The organism is Roseateles sp. GW821-FHT09G03, from assembly GCF_059416045.1.
In genome coordinates, this window is the sequence record NZ_JBWKOK010000003.1 from 191,580 (window position 1) to 214,559 (window position 22,980).

General features: G+C 69.3%; 22 protein-coding genes. 8 read left to right on the forward strand and 14 right to left on the reverse strand.

What is annotated here, in order from left to right:
• Positions 1 to 35: 35 nt before the first annotated feature.
• The 4 genes from AC07OZ_RS13110 to AC07OZ_RS13125 form a co-directional block, all read right to left on the reverse strand.
• On the reverse strand, positions 36 to 947 hold the full coding sequence (locus tag AC07OZ_RS13110) for a hypothetical protein (protein WP_495467546.1): 912 nt from the start codon (positions 945 to 947) through the stop codon (positions 36 to 38).
• Entirely contained in the window at positions 944 to 1,810 is an 867-nt protein-coding gene (locus AC07OZ_RS13115) for a hypothetical protein (protein WP_495467547.1), read from the reverse strand. The genes AC07OZ_RS13110 and AC07OZ_RS13115 overlap by 4 nt, the downstream gene beginning before the upstream one ends.
• A 184-nt stretch (positions 1,811 to 1,994) precedes the next feature.
• On the reverse strand, positions 1,995 to 2,654 hold the full coding sequence (locus tag AC07OZ_RS13120; RefSeq protein ID WP_495048936.1) for a peroxiredoxin: 660 nt from the start codon (positions 2,652 to 2,654) through the stop codon (positions 1,995 to 1,997).
• Between the two features lie 213 nt (positions 2,655 to 2,867).
• A complete protein-coding gene (locus AC07OZ_RS13125) occupies positions 2,868 to 3,539 on the reverse strand; it encodes a PA4824 family protein (RefSeq protein WP_495467548.1) in 672 nt (223 codons plus the stop codon).
• A 448-nt stretch (positions 3,540 to 3,987) separates the two neighbouring features.
• Between AC07OZ_RS13125 and katG the strand changes: the two genes are divergently transcribed.
• The gene (gene katG, locus AC07OZ_RS13130) at positions 3,988 to 6,183 is read left to right on the forward strand and encodes a catalase/peroxidase HPI (protein WP_495467549.1); all 2,196 of its coding nucleotides are present in this window, start codon (positions 3,988 to 3,990) and stop codon (positions 6,181 to 6,183) included.
• A 180-nt stretch (positions 6,184 to 6,363) separates the two neighbouring features.
• A complete protein-coding gene (locus AC07OZ_RS13135) occupies positions 6,364 to 6,999 on the forward strand; it encodes a CAP domain-containing protein (protein WP_495467550.1) in 636 nt (211 codons plus the stop codon).
• 132 nt (positions 7,000 to 7,131) lie between these two features.
• Here the strand turns inward: AC07OZ_RS13135 and AC07OZ_RS13140 are convergent, their stop codons facing one another.
• The gene (locus AC07OZ_RS13140; protein WP_495467551.1) at positions 7,132 to 7,959 is read right to left on the reverse strand and encodes an SDR family NAD(P)-dependent oxidoreductase; all 828 of its coding nucleotides are present in this window, start codon (positions 7,957 to 7,959) and stop codon (positions 7,132 to 7,134) included.
• A gap of 100 nt (positions 7,960 to 8,059) precedes the next feature.
• Between AC07OZ_RS13140 and AC07OZ_RS13145 the strand changes: the two genes are divergently transcribed.
• Positions 8,060 to 9,007 carry a GlxA family transcriptional regulator gene (locus tag AC07OZ_RS13145; RefSeq protein ID WP_495467552.1) on the forward strand — a complete coding sequence of 316 codons (948 nt, stop codon included), beginning with the start codon at positions 8,060 to 8,062 and terminating at the stop codon, positions 9,005 to 9,007.
• Positions 9,008 to 9,088: 81 nt separating this feature from the next.
• Here AC07OZ_RS13145 and AC07OZ_RS13150 read toward each other — a convergent pair whose 3' ends face one another.
• Together AC07OZ_RS13150 and AC07OZ_RS13155 are read right to left on the reverse strand one after the other, a co-directional pair.
• A complete protein-coding gene (locus AC07OZ_RS13150) occupies positions 9,089 to 9,751 on the reverse strand; it encodes a Vgb family protein (protein ID WP_495467977.1) in 663 nt (220 codons plus the stop codon).
• Positions 9,752 to 9,843: 92 nt separating this feature from the next.
• On the reverse strand, positions 9,844 to 11,064 hold the full coding sequence (locus AC07OZ_RS13155) for a helix-turn-helix domain-containing protein (RefSeq protein ID WP_495467553.1): 1,221 nt from the start codon (positions 11,062 to 11,064) through the stop codon (positions 9,844 to 9,846).
• Positions 11,065 to 11,175: 111 nt separating this feature from the next.
• Between AC07OZ_RS13155 and AC07OZ_RS13160 the strand changes: the two genes are divergently transcribed.
• Both AC07OZ_RS13160 and AC07OZ_RS13165 read left to right on the forward strand, forming a co-directional pair.
• Positions 11,176 to 11,418 (forward strand): glutaredoxin family protein, encoded by a 243-nt coding sequence (locus AC07OZ_RS13160; protein WP_495467554.1) that lies wholly within the window; start codon positions 11,176 to 11,178, stop codon positions 11,416 to 11,418.
• Positions 11,418 to 12,044, forward strand: a complete 627-nt coding sequence (locus AC07OZ_RS13165) for a class I SAM-dependent methyltransferase (RefSeq protein WP_495467555.1) — start codon at positions 11,418 to 11,420, stop codon at positions 12,042 to 12,044. The genes AC07OZ_RS13160 and AC07OZ_RS13165 overlap by 1 nt, the downstream gene beginning before the upstream one ends.
• 66 nt (positions 12,045 to 12,110) lie before the next feature.
• On the opposite strand, the gene AC07OZ_RS13170 is transcribed toward AC07OZ_RS13165, so the two are convergent.
• Positions 12,111 to 12,731: a chalcone isomerase family protein gene (locus tag AC07OZ_RS13170; protein ID WP_495467556.1), complete on the reverse strand. Its 621-nt coding sequence runs from the start codon at positions 12,729 to 12,731 to the stop codon at positions 12,111 to 12,113.
• A 297-nt stretch (positions 12,732 to 13,028) separates the two neighbouring features.
• Between AC07OZ_RS13170 and AC07OZ_RS13175 the strand changes: the two genes are divergently transcribed.
• Positions 13,029 to 14,057, forward strand: a complete 1,029-nt coding sequence (locus AC07OZ_RS13175) for a SphA family protein (protein ID WP_495467557.1) — start codon at positions 13,029 to 13,031, stop codon at positions 14,055 to 14,057.
• A 55-nt stretch (positions 14,058 to 14,112) separates the two neighbouring features.
• On the opposite strand, the gene AC07OZ_RS13180 is transcribed toward AC07OZ_RS13175, so the two are convergent.
• The 6 genes from AC07OZ_RS13180 to AC07OZ_RS13205 all read right to left on the reverse strand — a co-directional run bounded on the left by AC07OZ_RS13180 (position 14,113) and on the right by AC07OZ_RS13205 (position 21,428).
• Entirely contained in the window at positions 14,113 to 15,156 is a 1,044-nt protein-coding gene (locus AC07OZ_RS13180; protein ID WP_495467558.1) for a hypothetical protein, read from the reverse strand.
• Between the two features lie 59 nt (positions 15,157 to 15,215).
• Positions 15,216 to 17,459 carry an FAD-binding protein gene (locus AC07OZ_RS13185; RefSeq protein ID WP_495467559.1) on the reverse strand — a complete coding sequence of 748 codons (2,244 nt, stop codon included), beginning with the start codon at positions 17,457 to 17,459 and terminating at the stop codon, positions 15,216 to 15,218.
• Positions 17,456 to 17,809, reverse strand: coding sequence for a DUF805 domain-containing protein (locus tag AC07OZ_RS13190; protein WP_495467560.1), 354 nt, complete (start codon positions 17,807 to 17,809; stop codon positions 17,456 to 17,458). The genes AC07OZ_RS13185 and AC07OZ_RS13190 overlap by 4 nt, the downstream gene beginning before the upstream one ends.
• An 80-nt stretch (positions 17,810 to 17,889) precedes the next feature.
• The gene (gene gloA2 / locus AC07OZ_RS13195) at positions 17,890 to 18,273 is read right to left on the reverse strand and encodes an SMU1112c/YaeR family gloxylase I-like metalloprotein (RefSeq protein WP_495467561.1); all 384 of its coding nucleotides are present in this window, start codon (positions 18,271 to 18,273) and stop codon (positions 17,890 to 17,892) included.
• A gap of 2 nt (positions 18,274 to 18,275) precedes the next feature.
• Positions 18,276 to 20,876, reverse strand: coding sequence for a hybrid sensor histidine kinase/response regulator (locus tag AC07OZ_RS13200; RefSeq protein WP_495467562.1), 2,601 nt, complete (start codon positions 20,874 to 20,876; stop codon positions 18,276 to 18,278).
• Positions 20,877 to 20,972: 96 nt separating this feature from the next.
• Positions 20,973 to 21,428 (reverse strand): hypothetical protein, encoded by a 456-nt coding sequence (locus AC07OZ_RS13205; RefSeq protein ID WP_495467563.1) that lies wholly within the window; start codon positions 21,426 to 21,428, stop codon positions 20,973 to 20,975.
• Between the two features lie 290 nt (positions 21,429 to 21,718).
• Here AC07OZ_RS13205 and AC07OZ_RS13210 point away from each other — a divergent pair, with 290 nt between their 5' ends.
• Together AC07OZ_RS13210 and AC07OZ_RS13215 are read left to right on the forward strand one after the other, a co-directional pair.
• A complete protein-coding gene (locus AC07OZ_RS13210; protein ID WP_067278079.1) occupies positions 21,719 to 21,934 on the forward strand; it encodes a hypothetical protein in 216 nt (71 codons plus the stop codon).
• A 110-nt stretch (positions 21,935 to 22,044) separates the two neighbouring features.
• A complete protein-coding gene (locus AC07OZ_RS13215; protein ID WP_495467564.1) occupies positions 22,045 to 22,950 on the forward strand; it encodes an SDR family NAD(P)-dependent oxidoreductase in 906 nt (301 codons plus the stop codon).
• Positions 22,951 to 22,980: the final 30 nt, after the last annotated feature.

Below are 22,980 nucleotides of genomic sequence, written 5' to 3' on the forward strand. Positions count from 1 at the left end.
TGGATCGGTGTCTTGATTGAGGGCGGGATTCTGGCTCAGCCGCCCGGTCGATCTGCCCTGTTGACGCTCCGGAGCCACGTCTGCGCCAGCTCCTGGGCCTGACGCCGCTCCTCTTCGCTCAGCGCCGGTGTGGGCTTGACGAAGTCGTCAAGGTTCCAGGCTCTCCCGCGACGACTCTTCTCCGTCTCGAACGCGATTTCATAGGCGCGTGTCTCGACGCGGGAAAGTCCGAACAGTTCGGCATGTTTCGCAAGCATTCGCGATGCGAGGTAGTCGCCGTCGAGAAAATCGGCCCGCAGGGCTTCGCCCAAGGGCCGCCTCATCGATGCGGGGGGATCGACACCGACCAGGTCGGCGTAGATGATGGCCACCCCTCGCGCGCCGCCGAGCAGCGCCCGCTCCGCGAGCTCCTTCTGGCGAGGCATGAGATCGGGAGGGATGGATTGGCATTCACGCTCACGCTCGCTGAAGTGCGCGGTGGCGACGACGGCGTCTTCGCCGGACAGGTGGCCTTCCGACTTCAGCCGCTCCACGGTCCGCGACATGTCCGAGGCGAAGCGGCACATCGACATGATGATGACCGCTCGTCCGAGCTGTGCCGGCGTGCCGCCGTTGACGGCCGTGATCACGATCTGGCCATGGTCCCGCATCGCAGCGGAGGCACCGACACCTGGCGTCGGAACGACAGGGGACACTTCGTCGGCGCGGGCTGCGCCCGAGCTCGGCGGAGCGGTTTGCCGCGCCATCGACACCGGGAGCGAGGCCTCGCTGTCGGATGCGGATGCGATCGGCGCCGGAACTGCCGCGAACGATGCTGTCTGTTCAACCGATGAAGGGACGACCAAGAAGTAGGTGGCCGCGGCCGCGATGCCGATCAGGAGCAGCGCCCCGCCGGTAAACATGGTTCGGCGTCCGTTGGCCCTCGGGCGTTCGTTCAAGGCGCTCATCCGTTCCGCCGCTTTGGCGGCTGCCGTTCCTGCTTGAGGCGCTCGGCGATCGCTTCAGACTCGCGGATCTCTTCCTCGGACATGTCGCGGAATGGGCTTCCCTGGAGGATCGTCTCCTGCATCTCCCGGGTCTCTTTCGGCGCTTCGGAGAACGCCACCAGGAGGTAGGCACGCGCCTCCGTCTTGGACATGCCCAACTTCATGCCGTTGAAACCAAGCTCCTCGGCCATGCGTAGCTCACCCTCACGGAACTCGGTCTTCATCGCGTCCAGCAGCCGATCCCGCATCGCCTCGGGCGGACGGTAGCCGACGGAGCGGCCGTAGATCGACGACACGCCGGTCAGGCCCGCCTCCACCGCTCGCCCCGCGAGGGCGCCGCGCTGGGCCTGCATCTCCGGCGTGATCGACTTGCATTGGTTTTCGAGCCACTCCGCGGCGGCGATCCTGCCGTTGCGCTTCGGATCCTGCTGGCTCAATCGCCTGGCATCGCCAGACCGGTCGTACAGGGAGTTCTCCAGACAGGTCTGCAGCACGAAGGCCGCCTCACCGGCCTGCTTCGGTGTTCCGCCATGCATGCCGATCAGTGCGATCTGACCGAAGTCCTGCATCGTCGGTGGCTTGAACTCCAGGGAGGCCTTGGCCGTGGCGCCGCTCGCCGCCGCAGAAGCGGGCGTGACGGCCGGCCGGGCCTGCTCGTGTTTCTCGGGTTTCGCGAACGCAGGCTCGGAGGCGCGCTGCGATGCGGAGGACGGCGACTGCACAGCGGTGGGCGAGGTCGCCGACGCGACGTACTCGTCTTTCGGCGAAGCAGGCCAGAACTGCACGGCGAGTGCTGCGCCGATCAGCAGCAGGCCGCCCGCCACGATCCAGCGGCGTGAATGATCCATCGTCGACTCCCTGCGATGCGGTCGTTCGCCGCAATGACGCGGCGGATGTTATCGACGCAGAAAACGAAAAAGGCCGATGCCCCCCATCGGAGGGGGCACCGGCCTGGCGATGCATCGGGGGCGGGTCATGCGCGCTGGGACGCGCGCAAGCCGCATCCGATCACTTCGGCTGCTTGACGATGCGCAGGTAGGGCTTCGGCGCCTTCCAGCCTTCCGGGTAGATCGTCTTGGCTTCGTCGTCGGACACCGAGCCGGCGATGATCACGTCGTCGCCGTGCTTCCAGTTCACCGGCGTCGCGACGCGGTGCTTGGCGGTCAGCTGGATGGAGTCCAGCACGCGCAGGATCTCGTCGAAGTTGCGACCCGTGGTCATCGGGTAGGTCAGCGTCAGCTTGATCTTCTTGTCCGGACCGACGATGAACACCGAACGCACCGTCGCGTTGGTCGCCGCCGTGCGGCCGTCCGACGTGCCCGGCTCTTCCGCCGGCAGCATGTTGTAGAGCTTGGCCACGGCCAGATCCGTGTCGCCGATCATGGGGTAGTTCACCGCCGCGCCCTGCGTCTCCTCGATGTCCGCGGCCCACTTGGCGTGGTTCTCGACCGGGTCGATGGACAGGCCGATCAGCTTGGCGTTGCGCTTGGTGAACTCGGGCTCGATCTTGGCCATGTAGCCGAGTTCGGTCGTGCACACCGGCGTGAAGTCCTTCGGATGCGAGAACAGGATCGCCCAGCTGTCGCCGATCCAGCTGTGGAAGTCGATCTCCCCCTGCGTGGTCTTGGCGGTGAAGTTCGGGGCGATGTCGTTGATGCGCAGAGACATGGTGGGCTCCAAGGTTGAAAGTGCCGTCGCCCACGCGGGCGATCCGGCAAGCCGGGCGATTCTCGTCGTCAATCCTGCTGCCGGGGGCGCCCGGCAGGGGGGAGCGTCATTCTTGTCCTCCAGATTGACGACGAACGGAGTCTGCCCAATGGCCTTACTCGACCAGCGAGTTTATTCATGCGGGGAATGCATGCCGCTCGGGCCCATGCGCGCTCACTGGCCGAAGGTCCAGTTCGCGCCGATCGTCCACCAGCCTTCCTTCGGCGCGCGCGAGGTGGCGGTCGTCTTCGCGAAGCTCAGATCGAGCGTCAGCCGGTCGCTCAGCGTGCGGCGCAGGCCAAGTCGCGTCAGCGGCCGCCGGCCGTCGTGGAAATACTCGGTCAGCGCCTGCCAGTCCGGCGTCATCTGCCACTCCGCGGCGATGCCGCGCTGGGTGCGATCGTCGGCGCCCCTGAGCAAGGTGCGGCCCAGGTTCAGATGGATCGCCACGTCCTCGCGCGGCGTCCACGTCAGCGGCACCAGCAAGGACTGTTGCGCCCGCGGGGTCTGGTCTTGCCACCCCAGCGCGGCGACCAGTCCGATCGCCAGTTGCGGGCGCAACTCCGTCGCCCATTTGAGTTGCACGCCGTGGACGTGGAGCGACGAAGCTCCGCGCGCGGTTTCACGATCGGCGTTGAGTCCCACTTCGACACCGGACAGATTGCAGCCGAGACCGGCGTGCTGAAGCTGGCGACGGTCGAGGTTGGAGCGCTCGGCCCAGAGTTCGAGGTTGCATTGGCCCGGTTCGGCGATCGCCGCGTCATCGACGGCGTGATGTCCGCCGGCGGCGAAGGCGTGGAAGGGCAGCAGCAGGCCGGTCAGCAGGACCAGCAGGAAGAAGGGCATGGGAAAACTCCTGCGCGCACTGTCCGGCACACCCGTTGGGGTGTGATGACGGCGCGGTTCACGATGGATCGGATCGGGTGAGTCGTCGCGTCTGGGCGACGGTTGCCTCGGAAAGGCGATCGATGCGACAGGAGAAGAAGGGCTGCGCGGCGCTGCGCGCCACCGGAGCCGGGTCAGCGCGTCAGTCGTGCGGCGGCCGTTCCGGCTCGCGTCGCGATAAGACTGGGGGCACTGTCCACGAAGGGCTCCAAGGGATGAAAGGCGCGGATTGTGGCACCGGGGTGACGAACCCGGCAACCTCGACCGGACCATGGGCGTCGAGAAAACTATCGCCCCGATAAACCACGACTGTTGCTGTCGCCACTCAGCCAGTCCTAGACTCGTCCGCGCTCACCCGCTGCAGGCGGACCAGCGGACTGTTCCCCAAGGCTCAACTCAGGAGGAAGACATGTCAGGCGAATCGAAGTGCCCGTTCACGGGCGGTACCCACCACCACGCGGTGGCCGGCACCAAGGGCAACCGCGACTGGTGGCCCGAACAGCTGAACCTCTCCATCCTCTCGCTGCATTCGTCCAGGACGAATCCGATGAGCGAGGATTTCAAGTACGCGCATGAGTTCCAGACCCTCGACCTCGACGCCGTCGTCAAGGACCTGAACGCGCTGATGACGGACTCCCAGGACTGGTGGCCCGCCGACTACGGCCACTACGGTCCGTTCTTCATCCGCATGGCCTGGCACTCGGCCGGCACCTACCGCGTGCAGGATGGCCGCGGCGGCGCCGGCACCGGCGCGCAGCGCTTCGCGCCGCTCAACAGCTGGCCCGACAACGGCAACCTCGACAAGGCCCGCCGCCTGCTCTGGCCGATCAAGCAGAAGTACGGCCGCAAGCTGTCCTGGGCCGACCTGATGATCCTGGCCGGCAACGTCGCGCTGGAATCGATGGGCTTCAAGACCTTCGGCTTCGCCGGCGGCCGCGCCGACGTCTGGGAACCGGAGACCGACGTCTTCTGGGGACCGGAAACCACCTGGCTCGGCGACGAGCGGTATGCCGGCGATCGCGACCTCGCGAATCCGCTGGCCGCCGTGCAGATGGGCCTCATCTACGTGAACCCGGAAGGCCCGAACGGCAATCCCGATCCGGCCGCGTCGGCGCGCGACATCCGCGAGACCTTCAAGCGCATGGCGATGAACGACGAAGAGACCGTCGCGCTGGTCGCCGGCGGCCACACCTTCGGCAAGGCGCACGGCGCGGGCGAGGCCCACCACGTCGGCGCGATGCCCGAGGGCGGCGACATCGAGGACCAGGGCCTCGGCTGGAAGAACGCGCTCGGCGAGGGCATGGGCGTCTACACGATCACCAGCGGCATCGAGGGCGCCTGGACGCCGACGCCGACGAAGTGGGACAACAGCTTCTTCGAGACGCTGTTCGGCTTCGAATGGGAGCTGACCAAGAGCCCCGCCGGCGCGCACCAGTGGACGCCCAAGGGCGGCGCGGGCGCGGGCACGGTGCCCGACGCGCACGACAAGTCGCGCAAGCACGCGCCGATGATGACGACGGCCGACCTCGCGCTGCGCGTGGACCCGGCCTACGAGAAGATCTCGCGCCGCTACAAGGACAACCCGGCCGAACTGGCCGACGCGTTCGCACGTGCCTGGTACAAGCTGACGCACCGCGACATGGGACCGCAGTCGCGCTACCTCGGCAAGCTGGTGCCGAAGGAAGAGCTGATCTGGCAAGACCCGGTACCGAAGGTCGACCATCCGCTGGTCGACGACCAGGACGTCACCGCCCTGAAGGCCAAGCTGCTGGCCAGCGGCCTGACCGTGCAGCAGCTGGTGTCGACGGCGTGGGCCTCGGCCTCGACCTTCCGCAGCGGCGACAAGCGGGGCGGCGCCAACGGCGCGCGGATCCGCCTCGCGCCGCAGAAGGAATGGCCGGTCAACCAGCCCAGCGAGCTCGAGAAGGTGCTGAGCAAGCTGGAAACGGTGCGCAAGGAATTCAACGGCGCGGCGGCTGGCGGCAAGAAGATCTCGCTGGCCGACCTGATCGTGCTGGGCGGCTCCGCGGGCATCGAAGCGGCGGCCAAGCAGGGCGGCCATGACGTCGTCGTGCCGTTCACGGCGGGGCGCACCGACGCGTCGCAGGACCAGACCGACGTCGACGCCATGGGCTACCTGGAGCCCGCGGCCGACGGCTTCCGGAACTACGTGCGCAAGGACCTGGTCAAGCACACGGCCGAGCTGCTGATCGACAAGGCCCAGCTGCTGTCGCTGAGCGCGCCGGAACTGACGGCGCTGGTCGGCGGCATGCGGGTGCTCGACACCAATACGGGTCACACGAAGCACGGCGTGCTCACGACGCGGCCCGGGACGCTGAGCAACGATTTCTTCGTCAACCTGCTGGACATGCGGACGAAGTGGCAGAAGTCGGCGAGCGACGACGGCGTGCTCGAAGGCCGCGACCGCACGTCGGGCGCCGCGAAGTGGACCGCCACGACGGCGGACCTGGTCTTCGGATCGAACTCGCAGCTGCGGGCGCTGGCCGAGGTCTACGCGTCCAAGGACGGCGAGAAGGTGCTGGTCAATGACTTCGTCAAGGCCTGGACCCGGGTGATGAACCTGGACCGTTACGACTTGATCTGAGTGGTCACGGGGCCGTCGACCCGGGAGGGTTGGCGGCCCTCGTTCCTCTGGAGAGGCGCTGTAGGCAATTTGGCTACGGTGTGGGCAAGTTGGCTACACCCCAGGGCTGGTGGCCTTGCCCGCTGACCTTTGCAACGTTTGGTTCCAGAATTCCTTCCAAACGTTTCCTAAGATAAGGGCATGGACGTCCCTTCCAACATGCCGGCCCACCGGCAGTTCCCCACTTCGATGATCATCGCTGCCCTCCTGGTGCTGGGTCTGGGTGCGTGCGGCGGTGGGGGCAGCGATGCGCCGACCCCGGACCCCGTCACGACGCCCACCAATCCCACCAACCCGACCGGCCCCGGGCCGACGGATCCTCCCCTTGTCGCCGGGACCTGCGACCTGCCCAACTTCAAGCAGGACCTGCTCACCCGCATCAATGCGATGCGCGCGGCGGGCGCGAGTTGCGGGACCTCGGGGAACTTCCCCGCCGTGGCGCCGGTGGTCTGGAACGACAAGCTGACCGCGGCCTCCGACGCCCATGCGCTGGACATGGCGACGAAGAACTACTTCAGCCACGACAGCCAGGACGGGCGCAGCTTCTCCACCCGCATCACCAATGCGGGCTACACCTGGGCCGCCGTCGGCGAGAACATCGCCGCAGGGCAGCAGACCGTCGAGTCGGTCATGAACTCCTGGCGCAACAGCGCCGGCCATTGCGCCAACCTGATGTCTGCGAACTTCGTCGACGTCGGCGTCGCCTGCCGGCCGGCGGCTTCGTCGTCCAACACGTACAGCAAGTACTGGGTCATGGACCTCGGCAAGGCTCGTTGAGCGAGGCGTCGCAAGACCCTCCTCCCCGCGCCTCCCGCAAGCGGGGGGCGGCGCAGAAGGGCTTCAGGACTGCAACCGCCGCTGGCCCTCACCCCCACCCTCTCCCGCAAGCGGGAGAGGGAGCAAGAACGTTCAGACCTTCGCGTAGCGCGGAGCCGGTACGCTGGTCGACAGGCCGCCGAACATCGCCTGGCGCGCGCCCTCGTAGGCCTGCCATTGCGACTCGTCGTGCAAGGCCGGGATCGTGATCAGCTCGCCGCGATCGAAGCCGACGAGTGACGCATCAACCATGTCCTCGGCGCTCATGACGATCTCCTGCGGCAGATGCTCGACCGGCCGGCCGCCGATGGCCCAGAAGTCCGTCGCCGTCGCGCCCGGGAGCACCGCCTGCACCCGCAGGCCCTTGCCGCCCAGCTCGTGCTGCAGCGACTGGCTGAATGCCACGACGAAGGCCTTGCTGCCGCCGTAGACGCCATTCAGGATCTCCGGCGCGATCGCCACGATGCTGGCGATGTTGATCACCGCGCCGCGGCCTCGCGCCACGAATCCGGGCACCGCCGCGTAGGTGAGCCGCGTCAGAGCCGTGACGTTGAGTTCCACCATCTGCGTCATGCGCTCGACGTCGCTCTCCAGCAGCGGTGTGTGCGTGCCGATCCCGGCGTTGTTGACGAGCAGCGTGATGCTCGCGTCGTCGCGCAGCTTGTCCTCGACGCGGCGGCGCTGCACCGGATCTCCCAGATCGGCATCGAGCACTTCGACGGCGCGGCCATGCTTCGTCGCCAGCGTGTCGGCGAGCGCGTTCAGGCGGTCACGCTGACGGGCGACGAGGATCAGGTCGTAGCCGCGTTGCGCGAGGCGGTCGGCATAGATCGCGCCGATGCCGGTCGAGGCGCCGGTGATCAGCGCGGTGCCGGGGCGAGTGGCGGAGGACGCGGTCGTGACGGAAGTGGACGTGGTCATGGAGGACTCCTTCGATGAATGCCGGGATTGGCTGGAAGTACGTCCATGGTAGGAATCCGGTCATATGGCGTAAATGACGTAGAAGGGTATGATTCCGGCCATGCATCGCATCGGATATGTCCTCAACGAAGGCTTCCAGCTGCTGGCGCTGGGCACGCAGGCCGTGTTCGAGTACGCCAACCTGGTCGCCGGCAGCCCGTTCTACGAGATGGCCTGCTACTCGCCGGGCGGCGGCGAAGTGCGCTCGTCGATGGGCGTCACCGTGTCGGCGCGACCGCTGACCGGGGCGACGCGCGCGGACACCTGGATCGTGGCCGGCGTGGCCGACCCCGTCGAGGTCGGCCCGCCCGAGGAGGTGCTGCGCTTCCTGCAGCGCGCGGAGCAGCACGCGCGTCGCATCGCCGCGATCTGCACGGGCGCCTTCGTGCTCGCGGAGGCCGGTCTGCTCGATGGCCGGCGCGCCACCACGCACTGGTACTTCGCGCAGGCGATGCAGGAACGCCACCCCGGCATCGACATGGACAGCGATCGCATCTTCATCGTCGACGGCCCGATATGGACCTCCGCCGGCATGACGGCGGGCCTGGACCTGGCGCTGGCGATGGTGGAGAAGGACCTCGGCGACGAGATCGCGCGCTCGGTCGCGCACAAGCTGGTGATGCAGCAGCGTCGCAGCGGCGGGCAATCCCAGCACTCGGAGATGCTGGACCTCGCGCCCAAGTCGGATCGCATCCAGCACGCGCTGAGTTATGCGCGGGCCAACCTCGCGAAGGCGCTGTCGGTCGAGGAACTCGCCGAGGTGGCCGCGCTCAGCCCGCGCCAGTTCAGCCGCGTGTTTTCAGCGGAGACCGGCATGCCGCCGGCCAAGGCCGTCGAGGGACTGCGGCTCGAAGCGGCCCGACTGATGATCGAGCAGAGCCGGCACTCGCTCGACGTGGTCGCGCGCGAGGCCGGCTTCCGCGATCGACGCCACCTACGCGAGGTCTACGTCCGGCACTTCGGCGTGCCGCCGCAGGCGGTGCGACGGAGCGCTCGAGCGGCCGACTGACGCGGGACGCTCGAACCGCGCCTCGCGTCTTGCGTTCCGCCTCGCCTCGCCGGGTCGCGTTGCGCCGAATCGCGGATGCGCTCAGGCGCGCGCCGGTCGCCGCACGGCGCGCAGCTTGCCGCTGTTGCCGCCGCCGCAATAGAACAGCCCGGCGCCGTCCGACTCCAGCCCGCTGACGCCGACGTTGGCCGGCATCGCCAAGCGCTCGATCACGGTGCCGTCCGCCGGGTCCACGCGGCGCAACTCGCTTTCGTCCCCTTCCCAGGTGCCGTGCCAGAGCTCCCCGTCCACCCACGTGACGCCGGTGACGAAGCGGTTGGATTCGATGGTCCGGCGCACGGCACCGGTCTCCGGATCGATCTGCACGATCTTGCGGTCGCGGTACTGGCCGACCCACAGGCTGCCCTCGGCCCACGTGAGTCCCGAATCGCTGCCTTGACCCGACGGCGCGGGGATGGTCCCGACGACGCGCCCGCTCTGCGGGTCGATCTTCTGGATCTGTGAATCGGCGATCTGGTAGAGGTGGCGGCCGTCGAAAGCGGTGCCGGCGTCCGCCGCGCAGGGCAGGGTGCGCTGGACCTCGCCGCTGGCCGGATCGATCGCCAGCAGCCCCAGCGCCGTGGCGGCCCAGACCCGGTCGCCGTCGTGGCTCACGCCGTGAACGGCGGGCGCGCCGGGGTAGGGGCCGTACTCACGGACGACCTCGGCGGCACGGGCCGCGGGCAGGTGCGCGTTGGAGGCCATGCGAGCCTCGGTGTGGGGATCGCAGGGGTTGTGGGTGGAAGCAGTCATCGTCATCTCCTGTACGGCGAAACCGTCGCCGCATGGACCTCAATCTATCCACCGGGCGGCTGCGCGGGGAGTAACAAGATCGTCGCGATTCCCGTCATCGGCGGCGCCAGCCAGCGCTTCGCGCGCGACTGGCCGAGCGCGCGCACCCGGCCCGCGGCCTCGAGTTCCGCGAGCTCGCGCTGGACCGTCCGCTGGCTCGCGCCGAGCGCCATCGCCAGCGCGGAGGTCGACCAGGCCGCACCGTCGGCCAGCAGGGCCAGCAGCGAGGCGGTTTCGCCTTCCATCGGTGGCACGAGCAGGCAGACCGCGTGTTCGTCCGCGACTCGCAAGGCGAAGCCCTCCTGCGTGGCTTCGATGCGGGCGACGGGATCGATCAAGGCGCGCAGGCGGCCCAACTCGACGCGCAATCGCGCGCGGTGGGTCTCGTCGGGATGCCGGGTCCGGAAGGCGCGGAGGATGAGCGTCGCCCGATCCGCGTCGCCGGGCCAGGACTCGGCCAGCACGCGGGCGAGCGCGAACAGCACGGGCCGGCGCGCGAGGTCGATGGCCAGCCCCGCGCCGCGGATCGCGCGGCGACAGGCATCCACGATCAGCATCGGCGAGGCCAGCAAGGACTCGACCTCCTGGAGCCGCAAGGTCCTCATCTGGCCGCCGTCGATGCGACGAGCCGCCGGGTGATCGAGCGAAGCGCGTAGATCGGTTGCTTCCGCCATCAGGGCCGTCACGCCGGAACGTTGCGCGGCGATGAGTGCGCGTTCGATGGCGACCTTGGCGTCGCTGCTTCGCAACGCACGCATCGCGAGTTCCGCAGCGGCCAGGCCCGCCATCGCGCCGAGCAGGGGCGGCGCGCCGTCGACGTCCGCCGCGGCGAGAGCCTCGGCGGCCTCGTCGAGACGACCGAGCAGGATCAGGCGACGCGCGGCGATGAGCCGTGCCTGCAGGGCATTCGCGCGGTCCTCATGGGCGTCCAGTGTCGCGGCCGCCTGCAGCAGCGGACGCGTCGGATCGCCGAGATCGCGCATCGCCAGCGCGACTTCCGCCTCGGCCACGACGCAGCGTGCGCGGGCGACGGCCTCCTTCGGTCCGAAGGCCTTGGCGGCCTGCCGCAGGAGCTCGCGGGCGCGGGGGTGTTCGCCGAGCTGCGCCATCGCGATGCCGCGCAGCGCGAGCGCCGGCGCGTCGTCGCGCAGGGCCACCCGCTGCAGCGCGCTCAACGCGTCGCCGGCGGCGAGGAAGCGGGCGGCGGCGGTGATCAGGGCGTCCATGGGGGCGGAGCTTAAGCGCCAGCGACGGCGGCTCCGGGATCCTCCAATCCCCCGGGGTCAGGGAGACCCCTGGTCGGCAGGTGCCGGGGGCCACGAATACACTCGTGCCCCATGGAACTGAAGATCGTCGTCTATTCGAAGTCCGCCTGCCCGCAATGCGACACGGCGAAGAGTCTGCTCAAGTCCCGCGGGATGGAATATCAGGAAATCCTGATCGACGACGAGGCCGAGCGCCTGGCCTTCTACGAGAAGTGTGGCCCGTCCGTGCGCCAGATGCCGCAGGTCTTCATCAACGACCAGCGCGTCGGCGGTGTCACCGGCCTGCAGGCCGCGCTGAAGCAGCTGGGCCGCTGATGTCCCTGTCCCAGCTCGACGTCCCGAGCCCGATCGACCTTCGCGAGATGTCCGACGCCCGCCAATGGGCCGACGAGGCGATGGTCAAACGGCCGTGGCGGACCGAGTTCTTCGCGACCTTCGCCGAGGCACTGGACGCCGCCAACGCCCGTCGCGTGCTCGAGTTGGGCTCCGGTCCGGGGTTCCTGGCGCAGTACCTGCTCCAGGCCTTGCCCGCCGTCGACTACGTGGCGCTCGACTTCTCGCCCGCGATGCATCAGCTCGCCGCCGAGCGCATCGGCGACGACGCGCATCGTGTGCGTTTCGTCGAGCGCAGCTTCCGCGAGCCGGACTGGGCGGAGGGCCTCGGCCCGTTCGATCACGTCGTCACGAACCAGGCCGTGCACGAGCTGCGCCACAAGCGGCATACGCGCGCGCTGCATGAGCAGGTGCGAGGGCTGCTCGCGCCGGGCGGCCGCTACCTGGTCTGCGACCATTTCGCGGGCGACGGCGGCATGAAGAACGACCAGCTCTACATGAGCATCGAGGAGCAGCGCGTCACGCTGGCCGAAGCCGGCTTCGCGCGCGTCGAGCCGCTGCTGCTCAAGCGCGGCCTGATGCTGTACGCCGCGTCGGTCGAACGCTGAGCGGCCACATCGGCCGGACGTGCACGCGCGCCTTCCCGGCGCGCGGCGCGGTCCAACGGGCGGCGATCACTTCGCCGGCGCGATCCCCAGCAGGCCGTCGCGCGTGCTGCCGCGGACCTTCGGGCCGATCCAGACCTTCATCATCATCGGGAAGAAGCTCTCGCCCTGGATGGTGTCGCCGACCTTCTGGCCGTTGACGCTGAACTCCGTCGTCTGCTTCGCCGGGTCGTAGTCGATGACGACCAGGTCGCCCTTCAGCAGCTTGGCGCGGTTGCCGAAGACGACGCCCAACTGCGCGGTCTGGATGATGTTCTTCGAGAACTCCTCCGCCGCGTTCTGGCGGATGCGGTCCAGCATCGCGTTGGCCAGGTCGCGCGAGGACACGTCGCGCATCATGTAGAAGGTGATGCGCTTCGCGCCCTTCTCGGCGACCGCGGCCTCCATCGTGGTCTGCTTCTTCGGCAGGTAGAAGGCCACCGCCGTCGAACGCGTCGACAGGATGCTCGACGTCGCCGCGCCGTTCAGTTGCAACGTCTGGTTGTGCAGCAGCGCGGTGTCCTGGAACTTGAAGCCCTCGACCTCCACCTCCGCCGCGAAGGCGAACGAGGACATCGCGGCGAGGCCGATGAACAGGGCGTTCCGGAAGGTACGGACCAGGGTGGAGCGGGCAGGGGCGGAACGGTGCATGGGATGTCTCCTCGAGGCGTGACGCGTCATGTTGTGAGAGGGAACCGCGAGCCGGCCGGATGCGGTGGCAAGTGAGGTCGTGGCTCGGGGCGTCGCGAGTTCAGGCCGATGGTGACGGCGATCGCGGGCGCGTTGCGGACCGGATTAAAGCGCGGCGGGGTGTGGCGCGTCAGCCCCGGAAACTGGGGCCGTGCCTCTAATCCGAGGCCCGATGTGACGAATGGCACAAGCCCTCGCCTGTTCCGCTGGCACGATGCGCCCCGATTCGAAAATCCAGAACTCCCCGGAGGGATCCCCGTGTCCATCGACCTTCTCCGCGTGCGCCCGTGCGCGCTCGCCGCCGCTTTCATCTCGCTGGCCGCCGTCACCGGCGCCGCGCACGCCACCGAGAACAGCCAGGTGCGCGCGCTGCTCGGCGCGCCGTCCTATGAGATCTCGACGCCGCAGTTCCCCGGCGTCTACCTTCAGACCTGGTACCAGCACTACGAAGCCGACAAGCTGCGCGACGCCGACGGCAACACGCCGACGCGCTCGTTGACCATCCCCGGCGTCGGCACGCTGCCGCTGACGGTGCACGGCTCGATCAAGGCCGACGTCTTCGTGCCGCGCCTGACCTGGGTCACCGAGAAGATCGTGATGGACGGCCGCCTGGGCTTCTCCGCCGCGTTCCCGCTGGTCAAGCAGACCAACGACTTCACGCTGAGCACGGTGCTGCCGGCCGGCCTGCCGCCGACCGCCGTGGCACAGATCAACCAGCAGCTGTCCGCCGCCGGCGGCGCGCTGTCGGGCACGCGCAGCGGCCTGGCCGATCCGGAGCTCGCCGCCTACATCGACTGGCAGCAGGATGAATCGCGAGTCGCGCTCGGCGTCGCGTTCAACCCGCCGATGGGCTCGTACGACGCGGAGCGTGCGGTCAATCCGGGCGCGGGCAAGTACTGGACCTTCAAGCCGCTGCTGGTGGCCTCGCGCGTGTGGGAGAACGGCCTGGCCGTCGGCCTGCGCGCCACGTATTCGATCAACACGCGCAACGACGACACCGGCGTGCGTTCCGGCCAGTACCTGCATGCGGACTGGTCCGGCACCTACAACGTCAACGACCAGTGGAAGGTGGGCGTCCAGGGCTACGTGCTCAAGCAGTTCACCGCCGATCGCGGCGGCGATGCCGGCGCCAACAAGGTGCAGGCGCTGTCGGCCGGCCCGCTGATCGCCTACCTGGCGGAGAGCGGCGAGTGGGGCGTCGACTTCAAGGTGATGAAGGAGTTCTCGGTGCGCAACCGTCCCGAAGGCACCATCACCTGGCTGCGCCTGAACTACCGTCTGAACTGATCGTCGGAAGACGGAGGACGCCCCGATCGCCGGGCGTCGTCCAGAGCGTCGGGCGTCAGAAGTCGTAGATATGCTCGATGGCGTCGCCGGCCCGCTCGGCGCGCCGGAGCTCGTCGCCCAGACGCGCGATCGGCAGCGCGATGACCGCGCGCTTGGTGCCCGGCCGTGTGAGGACAGGCTGCTCGAAGAGCAGCCGCGCCCCGGTCGGTTGCCAGGCCTGCGGGACCAGTTCGCTGACCACGATCTCGCCGGTGTTGCCGGCGACGCTGAGGAAGTCCACGTCCTGTCGTGCGAGCCAGCGGCTGTAGGTCGTGAACCCCTCGTAGCGGGGAATCGTCGCGAAGACCGGGCCCTGCGTCGATGAGGACGACGGCGACGACATCGGCGGGACGATGAAGTCCGGATACGCGGCGCGCTCGGCCGCATCGTCCGGCGCACGGCTCAGCCACACGGCGGTGACCGGTTTCGGCGCGTCGTAGATCGTCTGCGTGCCCAGCTTGATCAGCCGTGCGTAGCCTTCCTTGACGAGCAGTTCCGTCGTCAGCAGGTAGCGACGCTCCCATTTGCGCATCATGTCCGGACCGGTCATCGGCACGTCGCACCACAGCGATTTCAGCTGCGACGCGAAGTCGAACTTGTACCAGGGGTCGACGCGGATGAAGTCGACGTAGTCCTGCGCGTACCGGGCCGCGAAGCGCTCTTCCTCGACTGGCCAGTCCGTGCCGCGCAGGCCTTCGGCGATGCGGCCGATCGTGCGTTCGTAGGCGCCCTTGAGCGCGTACTCCACCGTCGTGCTGACGCCGATGACCATCACCATCAGGTGGTAGCCGCCGTTGAACGGGTAGCGCTCGATCTCGCGGTTGATCGCGCCGTACGACTGCCAGAACTGCCCGACGTGCGCGAACAGCGGGAAGCGGCTGGGTGCGTCGCTGCGGCCCAGCCAGGCGGCGTACTCCGCCGGGCTGTGCACCAGGTACCACTCGGGGAAGGTGAGAAAGGTCTGGTCGGGCGTGCGGCGATCCTCGACCGGCGTCTCAGGCTCGGCGGCGCCGACGACGTCGGCGCCACCGAAGGCCACCGTGACCCCGATGGCCAGCATCGATGCGACGGTCTTAGCCCTGGCGATCCAACCCGGCGACCGTGATGGCGAGCGTCCGTTCATGCGACCTCCGCCGGCTTGATGAAGCAGAACAGCGTGTTCATCGTCGGATCGTTGGCCTGCAGCACGCGATGGCCGCTGTCCTCGAAGCCGGCATCGCGCAGGCGGTCCACCCAATCCTGTCCCGAGGCGAAGTGGCGCCGCTCCGCGACATTGCTCTCCCAGGTCTCACCCAGTCCGGCGTTGAAGACCGTGTGCGCGAGCGACACCAGCGCGCCGAGGTCGGGATCGCGCACGTCGTGGTCGCGCACGATGAACGCGCCGCCCGGGCGCATCACGCGGTGGACCGAGCGCAGGAAAGGCCCCAGCGTCTCCGGTGTCATGTGGTGCAGGCCGATGTAGCAGGTCACCAGGCCGATGCTGCCCGAAGCGATGGCCTCGGGCAGCGGCGCGTAGTCGTCGAGCGTGAAGTGCCGGCCCGGCCGCGCGATCCGGCCGCGCTCGACGATGTCGACGGGCGAGTTGCCCTGCGGCTTCTCCTCGACGAACACCAGCTCGCCGCGCAGCCGCAACGCTTTCGCCAGTCCGCCGTGATATCGGGCCTTGGAGCCGATCTCGAGGTAGCCGTCGAACTCGCGCTCCGCCAGCACGGTCAGCGTCTGCCGCGTCATCTCCGCCTTCTGCTTGAACAGCGCCGGCAGCGCATAACGCAGCTCTGCGGCCGCCGGCTTGATCGACGGCAGCCGACGCTGGATGTCGCGGTAGATGCTCTCCTCGTCGCGATGGCGCGCGACGGCGTCCGCGATCAGGTGATGGAAGCGATCCTCCGGCGCGGTGTGGAACACGTTCTGCAGGAAGAGGTAGAAAGCGTCGGACAGGCGCGTGTCGCCGAACACGCGGTGGAACTCGGTGGCGCCGCTCGCCGGCGCTGCATCCGCTGCATCCGGCGCGCAGGTCGGCCCGGGGCAGTACTTGTCCCAGAGGGCATTGGTGAAGCGACCCTGAGGGTCCAGCCGCTGCTTGAGCGCGAAGAGCCCGCGCGCGCCCGGATAGGCGCGGTGGAACTGCTCGTGCGTCGCATGCGGTTGGTAGGGCAGGTAGTACGCGCCGCCCACCGACAGCACTGCGTCGATCAGCTCGCGCGTCCACACGGCGACGCGGCGTCGCGCGTTCTCGCGGGTGCGCTGCTTGTGATACAGCACGAAGGCGAAGGTCTCCGTGGGCGCCCAGGCCAGCAGCGTGTCCGGATCCGGCATCGCATGGCGGATCGAGATGTTGAGCGCGTTCACGCGATGGCGCCGCAGGATCTCGGCCATCTTGGGCACGAACTCCGTCAGCCGCTCCACCGGCACGAAGTACTCCTGCAGCACGTAGGTGCGATGCATGCGCGTCGGCGGTTCCAGCTCGGCCACGTCGTAGCCGGCCTCGTAGTTGCGCCAGTGCACCTTGCCGCGCAGGTAGAGCAGCGGATCGATCAGCTTCTCGCGGCGTTCCTTGCCGAAAGGCGTCTCCGACATCGACCACAGGAAGTAGCGGTGCAGCGGATACGACGTGCGCAGCGGCTGCAGCCGGTCGGGGACGGTGGCGGGCTTGTCGGTCTCCTTCCAGGTGACCGCGCGCAGCGTGCGGTAGTGGGGGCCGTACAGATCCGCGTTGTGGAAGACCGCGGCCGGGTTGCCGCGCACCTGGTCCTTGAAGTAGCTCCAGTAGTCCTCCAGCGCCATGACCGCGTCGTGGCGTTCCACCTTCTGGTTGGTGTCGAGGTCGAGCTCGACCTCGACGATCACGCCCAGCGCCCCGTAGCCGCCGATGGCGCCGCGGAAGATCTCCGCATGGGACTCGCGCGTGGCCTCGACGACGCTGCCGTCGTGGAGCGCGACGCGGATCGCGCGCACCGACAGCACCAGCGGGCCGAGGCCGACGTAGCGGCCGTGGCAGTTGACGCTCAACGCGCCGCCGACGGTGAAGTTGGCGTAGGTCTGCATGATCTTCACCGACAGCCCGTGCGGGTCGATGAAGCGCTGGATGTCGCACCAGCGCGTGCCGGCCTGGACCCGGATAGTGCGCGCCGTCGGCGAGAACGCGACCACGCGGTTCATGGTCCGCATGTCGATGTGCAGGCTGCCCGGGCTGGCCGTCTGGCCGCCCATGCTGAAACGGCCGCCGCCGACGGACACGGGGCCGGTGGTGCGCCGCAGCGCTTCCTGGACGTCCTCGACCGATTCCGGCGCGACGATGGCCATGACGCGGACCGGATTCAGGCCGGTCACGTCGTTGACGATGTGATGGGAAGACTGACTCATGGGGCGACGGTCAGGTAGTCGGCGGGAGACCGCGCATCGAAGCGGCGGCCTTCGGGGACGGAGCGGCGCAGGCCGCATTCGACGCACAGCGCCAGCGGGCCCAGCACCGGCAGCGCCGCGAGCAGCAGCCACCAGGCGGAGCGTCCGCGGTCGTGCAGGCGGCGTCCCCAGATCGAGATCAGCAGGACGGTCGCCGCCAGCGCGGCGGCCCATCCCAGCGGCGTGTCCGCGACCGCGATCGCGATCCACAGCGCGAGCGGCACCAGCGTGCCGTGGCGCAGCCAGAATCCGCGTCGCGTGATCGTGCCGGCCGTCGAGAACTCCCTCGCGGCCGCGTGTGTCGATGGCATGGCCATTCCTCCCAGGCGCGCATCATGCCGCAGGGCGGGTGTCGCTCCGGCCCGGGGAACCCCGCCCGGGTGAGGGGGCCTCAGCGCTCGTAGAGCTCCAGCGGCAGTCCGTCGGGATCCGCGAAGAAGGTGAAGCGCTTGCCGGTGAGCTCGTCGACGCGCACCGGCTCGACGGCGACGCCTTTGGCTTCGAGCTCGCGCTTGCCCTGCTCGACGTCGTCGACCTCGAAGGCCAGATGGCGCAGCCCTTGCGCCTCCGGGTACGAGGGCCGCGGCGGCGCGCCCGGAAAACTGAAGAGCTCGATCTGCGAGCCGTCCGGCAACGCCAGGTCCAGCTTGTGGGAGCGCCGTGCCTCGCGGTAGGTTTCGGCGATCACGCGCAGGCCCAGGACCTCGGTGTAGAAGCGCCGTGAGCGTTCGTAGTCGGCGCAGATGATCGCGGCGTGGTGGATGCGCAGCAGCATGGTCAGTCGATTCCGTCCGTTCGGTCCATTCGGATCATGGGGTCCAGGGGTTGCAGGGGGGCCATCGTTGGCCGACGCGCGGCCATCAAGGCGGCCTTCAGCACGTCGACGTCGACCGGCTTGACCATGTGGTCGTCGAAGCCGGCCTCGCGCGTCTTCTCGCGGTCCTGTTCCTGCCCCCAGCCGGTCAGCGCGATCAGGCGCGGATGGCCGATGTCGTCGGCCATCGCGCGCAATCGACGCGCGACCTCGTGGCCGTCCATGTCGGGCATGCCGATGTCCAGCAGGACCGCGTCGGGACGCAGCGCGCGGACGGCCTTCAGCGCCGACGCCCCGTCGTACGCGACCGCCACCTCCGCGCCCATCAGCCGCAGCAGTTCCGCGGTCGTGTCGGCGGCGTCGCGGTTGTCGTCGACCAGCAGCAGCCGCGCGGTCAACGGCGCGTCGTTGTCCGCCGCCGTCGGCGCACCAGCCGCCGCCGCAGGAACCTCGGGCAGTCGCAGCTGGAAGCTGCTGCCTTGTCCGAGGCCGTCGCTCGTCGCGGTCAGCTGGCCGCCGTGCAGGCGCGCGAGCGTCTGTGCCAGGCTCAGCCCGATGCCCAGCCCGCCCTGCGACCGGCTGTGAGACCGATCCAGCTGCGAGAACAGCTCGAACAGCTGCGGCAGCTGCTCCGGCGCGATGCCGATGCCGTTGTCCGTCACGGTCAGCACGGCGTCGCCGTCTTCGCGCGCGACATGCACGTCGATGCGTCCGCCCGCGTCGGTGTAGCGCGCCGCGTTGTTCAGCAGGTTCACGAGCAGTTGCGTGAGCCGCACCAGGTCGCCCTGCACCCACGGTGCCGCGCCGTCGAATCGCAGCGTCAGGCGATGCTGCTCGCGATCGATCAACGGGCGGCTGCTCTCGACCGCCGCGTCGATGACGGCGCTCAGGCTCACCGGCTCATGACGCAGCGTGATCAGCCCGCGGCTGATCCGCGAGACCTCCAGCAGATCGTCCACCAGCCGCACCATGTGATTGACCTGCCGCTCCAGCAGCTCGCGGATGCCGGTGAAGCGGTCCTCGCGATCGGCGGCGGCCAGCAGGTGCACCGCGTTGCGGATCGGTGCCAGCGGATTGCGCAGCTCATGCGCCAGCGTCGCGAGGAACTCGTCCTTGCGCCGGTCCGAGCGCAGCAGGCGTTCCTCGCGGTCCTGCGCGATCGCCTGGTTGCGCGCGCGCTCGACCGCGACGCGCGTGCGGTGCGCCGCCTCGCGGATCAGCGACACGTCGTCGGCGCTCCAGGCCCGCGGCGTCTCGTCGTACACGAAGAGCAGCGCCACCAGCCGGCCCTGCTCCAGCACCGGCACGTTCACGATGGAACGCACCCGCATCGCGTCGAACGGGCGACGATGCTCGCGCGTGCGCGGATCCTCGTGGACATCGGTGATCTCGACGACCTCGTCGCGCTTGAGCTGGTCCACGAAGCTGCCGTAGTCGCGGAACCGCCGCTGTCCGGCGAGGCTGTCGAAACCGCCGCGCCGCCAGTCGCGTTCGATGCGCACGGTCTCCGCCTCGTGATCGACGGTGCAGTAGCCGGCCCGCGTCGCGGTCAGCATCATCCCCAGCATCTGCGCCGACGCGAAGCCGATGTCGGCCGGCGAGCCGACCTCGCGCAGCCGCTCGCTCAGGCCGGCGAGGGCCGCGCCGCGCTGCTCCCCGCGCACGCGGGCGGTGACGTCGACGCCTTCGACGAAGATGTGCGTGACCGCGCCGTGCTCGTCGCGGATCGGCTGGTAGACGAAGTCCAGGAAGTGCTCGCGGGACGGGCTGTCGGGTTCGTCGGTCGTGTGGGCGACGAACAGCGCCGCTTGCGCCGTGTAGGCGCGCCCGGTCGCGTAGACCGCGTCCAGCAAGGTCACGTAGCCCTGCGTGGCCGCGTCGGGCAGCGCCTCCGCGACGCTGCGTCCCACCACATCCCGGTTGCCGATCAGCCGCTGGTAGGCCGGATTGACGCTCTCGAAGCGGTGCTCCGGACCGGCGAGCACGGCCATGAAGCTCGGCGCCTGCTCGAAGAGCTGGGTCAGGCGCTCCCGCTCGCCGCGGAGGCGGCGTTCGGCCATCACCTTGCCCGTGGTCTCGACGACGATCGCCATGACACCGGCCGGGCGTCCGTCGTCGTCCAGCAGGGGCGAATAGTCGAGGTTCATCCACGCGCTCTCGGCGCGGCCGTGGCGGTGAAGGACCAGTTCCTGGTCCTCGTAGTGCAGGGTGCCGCCGGCCAGGCCGATCCGCATGACGTGGTCGTTGAAGTCGGCGATCTCGGGCCAGCCCTCGCGCACGTTGCTGCCGAGCAAGCGGGGATGCCGTGCGCCGGCGAACACGCCATAGGCATCGTTGTAGATCATCACGCCGGGTTCGCCCCACAGCATCACGATCGGGGTGCGCGAACGCAGCATCAGCGCCGTCGCATGGCGGACGTGATCGGGCCACGTGCTCAACGGGCCCAGCGCGGTCGTGGCCCAGTCGAAGGCGTCGATCAGCCGCGCCGCTTCGCCGCCGCCGGACAGGAAGGGCGGCAGCGCGGGGCGTGCGGTGGAAACGGAAGGATCGGACGGGGCAATCAAGCGCGCTCCCGCGAGTCAACGGATGGCGGAAGTATCCGCCGAGCCGTGACGCCGACCGGCTGGCGGCGTCGCCGTCGCATCCGCCGGCCGGGGCCGTCAGTGCGCGCCGGCGCTCACGATCACTTCGCGCGGACCGGCGACGAAGCGGTACCCGGGGGCCGGGACTGGCGCGGCCTCGTCGTCCAATGCGTAGACATGCAGGTGCACGCCCTCGCCGCCGGCTTCGAACTGGCAATGGCCGCCGACGCTCGTGCCCTTGGCCAGACGGCGGTCCAGGTCGTCATCGTCGTCGTGCACCTCGGCGTTCACCCAGACGTAGTCCAGCCCCTGCGCACCATGCTCGACCGCCGTCGAGCGCACCGGCTGGCCCTGCAGCATCGGGCGCAGCAGGGCGACGCAGCGGTCGTGCTGCGCGGTCTCGAAGGCGGTCATCTCCGGCTTGCGGCCGGCGGACTCCGACCTGCAGGCGCCGAGCAGGGCGCACAGGACTGCGACCGCGATCGCGGCGCGGACCGCGGTCGCAGGGCGCTGGATCGATCTGAGGTCAGTCAAGGCAACTCCTGGATCGTCCCGCTGGACCGCGGGTCGAGGCGCGAAGCGTAGCGAGGCATCGTCAAGCGCGTGTGAACGGGGTTACTGCGCGACATGCGCACGGCCCCAGATCCCTGGGACATCCGCGCCCGGTGGCCTGTCCGTCGCCGGCGGGGCGGGACAGATCCAACCGGCGTGTCGCCTCGTCCTGCAGTTCATCCCGTCCGGGCGTCGGACTGTCGCAGGGGCATCCGCGTGGCGCGCGGCTGCCTAGACTGCGCTTCGATTTCAACCTCCGAGGGAACTGACTCATGACCATCCGCTCCATCCCCGCCGTCCGTCTGATGGCCCTGCTGCTTGCCGGCGGTGCCGCCGTCCTGTCCACCGGCTGCGTGATCGCGCCCAACACCGCCGAGGCCACCACCCAGCGCATGGAAGACGTCCGCAAGATGAGCGAGCAGGCCACCGCCACCTGCGGCGCGGGCAACGTCAAGGAAGTCAACTCGAAGAGCTACAGCTGCAAGTGATCGGCACCGACGCCGGCACGCGGTCCGCCCGGCGCTGCTGACAGGACTCGGCACGCGGCCCCTCGAGGGCCGCGTATCGTTGTCGCTCACCGTCAACGGGAGACAGCGACATGAGCACTGAAGGATCCGATCGGCCCTTGGCCGGACGCGTGGCCGTGGTTACCGGCGCGAGCCGGGGCGCGGGCCGCGGGATCGCGCTGGAACTGGGCGCCGCGGGCGCGACGGTCTACGTGACCGGACGCAGCACGCGCGAACGGCCCGCGACGCAGTACGGGCGCCTCCAGGCCTTGAGCGGGATGTCGCAGATCCCCGGGACGATCGACGACACCGCCGACGAGATCACCCGGCTCGGCGGCCGCGGCATCGCCGCGCGTTGTGACCACACCGACGACGCGCAGGTGCGCGCGCTGTTCGCGCGCGTGCAGGCGGAGCAGGGCGGCCTGGACCTGCTGGTCAACAACGCCTGGGGCGGTCATGAGGTCTTCAGCGGCGTCTTCGACGCGCCGTTCTGGGAACGTCCGCTCGACGAGTGGGAGGCCATGCTGGACCGCGGCGTGCGCAACCACCTGCTGGCGAGCCGCGCCGCGGCGCCGATGCTGATCGCGCGGGGCGGCGGCCTGATCGTCACGACCACCTTCTGGGACCGCGACAAGTTCTTGAAGGGCAATCTCGTCTACGACCTCGCGAAGGCGGCGATGACCCGTCTGGCGGGCGCGATGGCGCAGGACCTGCGGCCGCATCGCGTGGCGTCGGTGGCGGTGTCGCCGGGCTGGATGCGGACGGAGTTCGTGCTCGCCGGCCATCACACCGACGAGGACCATTGGCAGCAGCGCCCCGAATTGGCGGGCACCGAATCGCCGCGCTACGTCGGCCGCGCGGTCGCCGCGCTGGCCGCGGATCCGCGCGTCATGGACCGCACGGGCCGGGTGCTGCGCGTCGGCGACCTGGCGGCCGAATACGGCTTCACCGACATCGACGGCCGCCGCATTCCGCCCTTCGAGATGGAGCAATCCTGACAGGGGCATCGGCCTTGCGCGATCATCAGG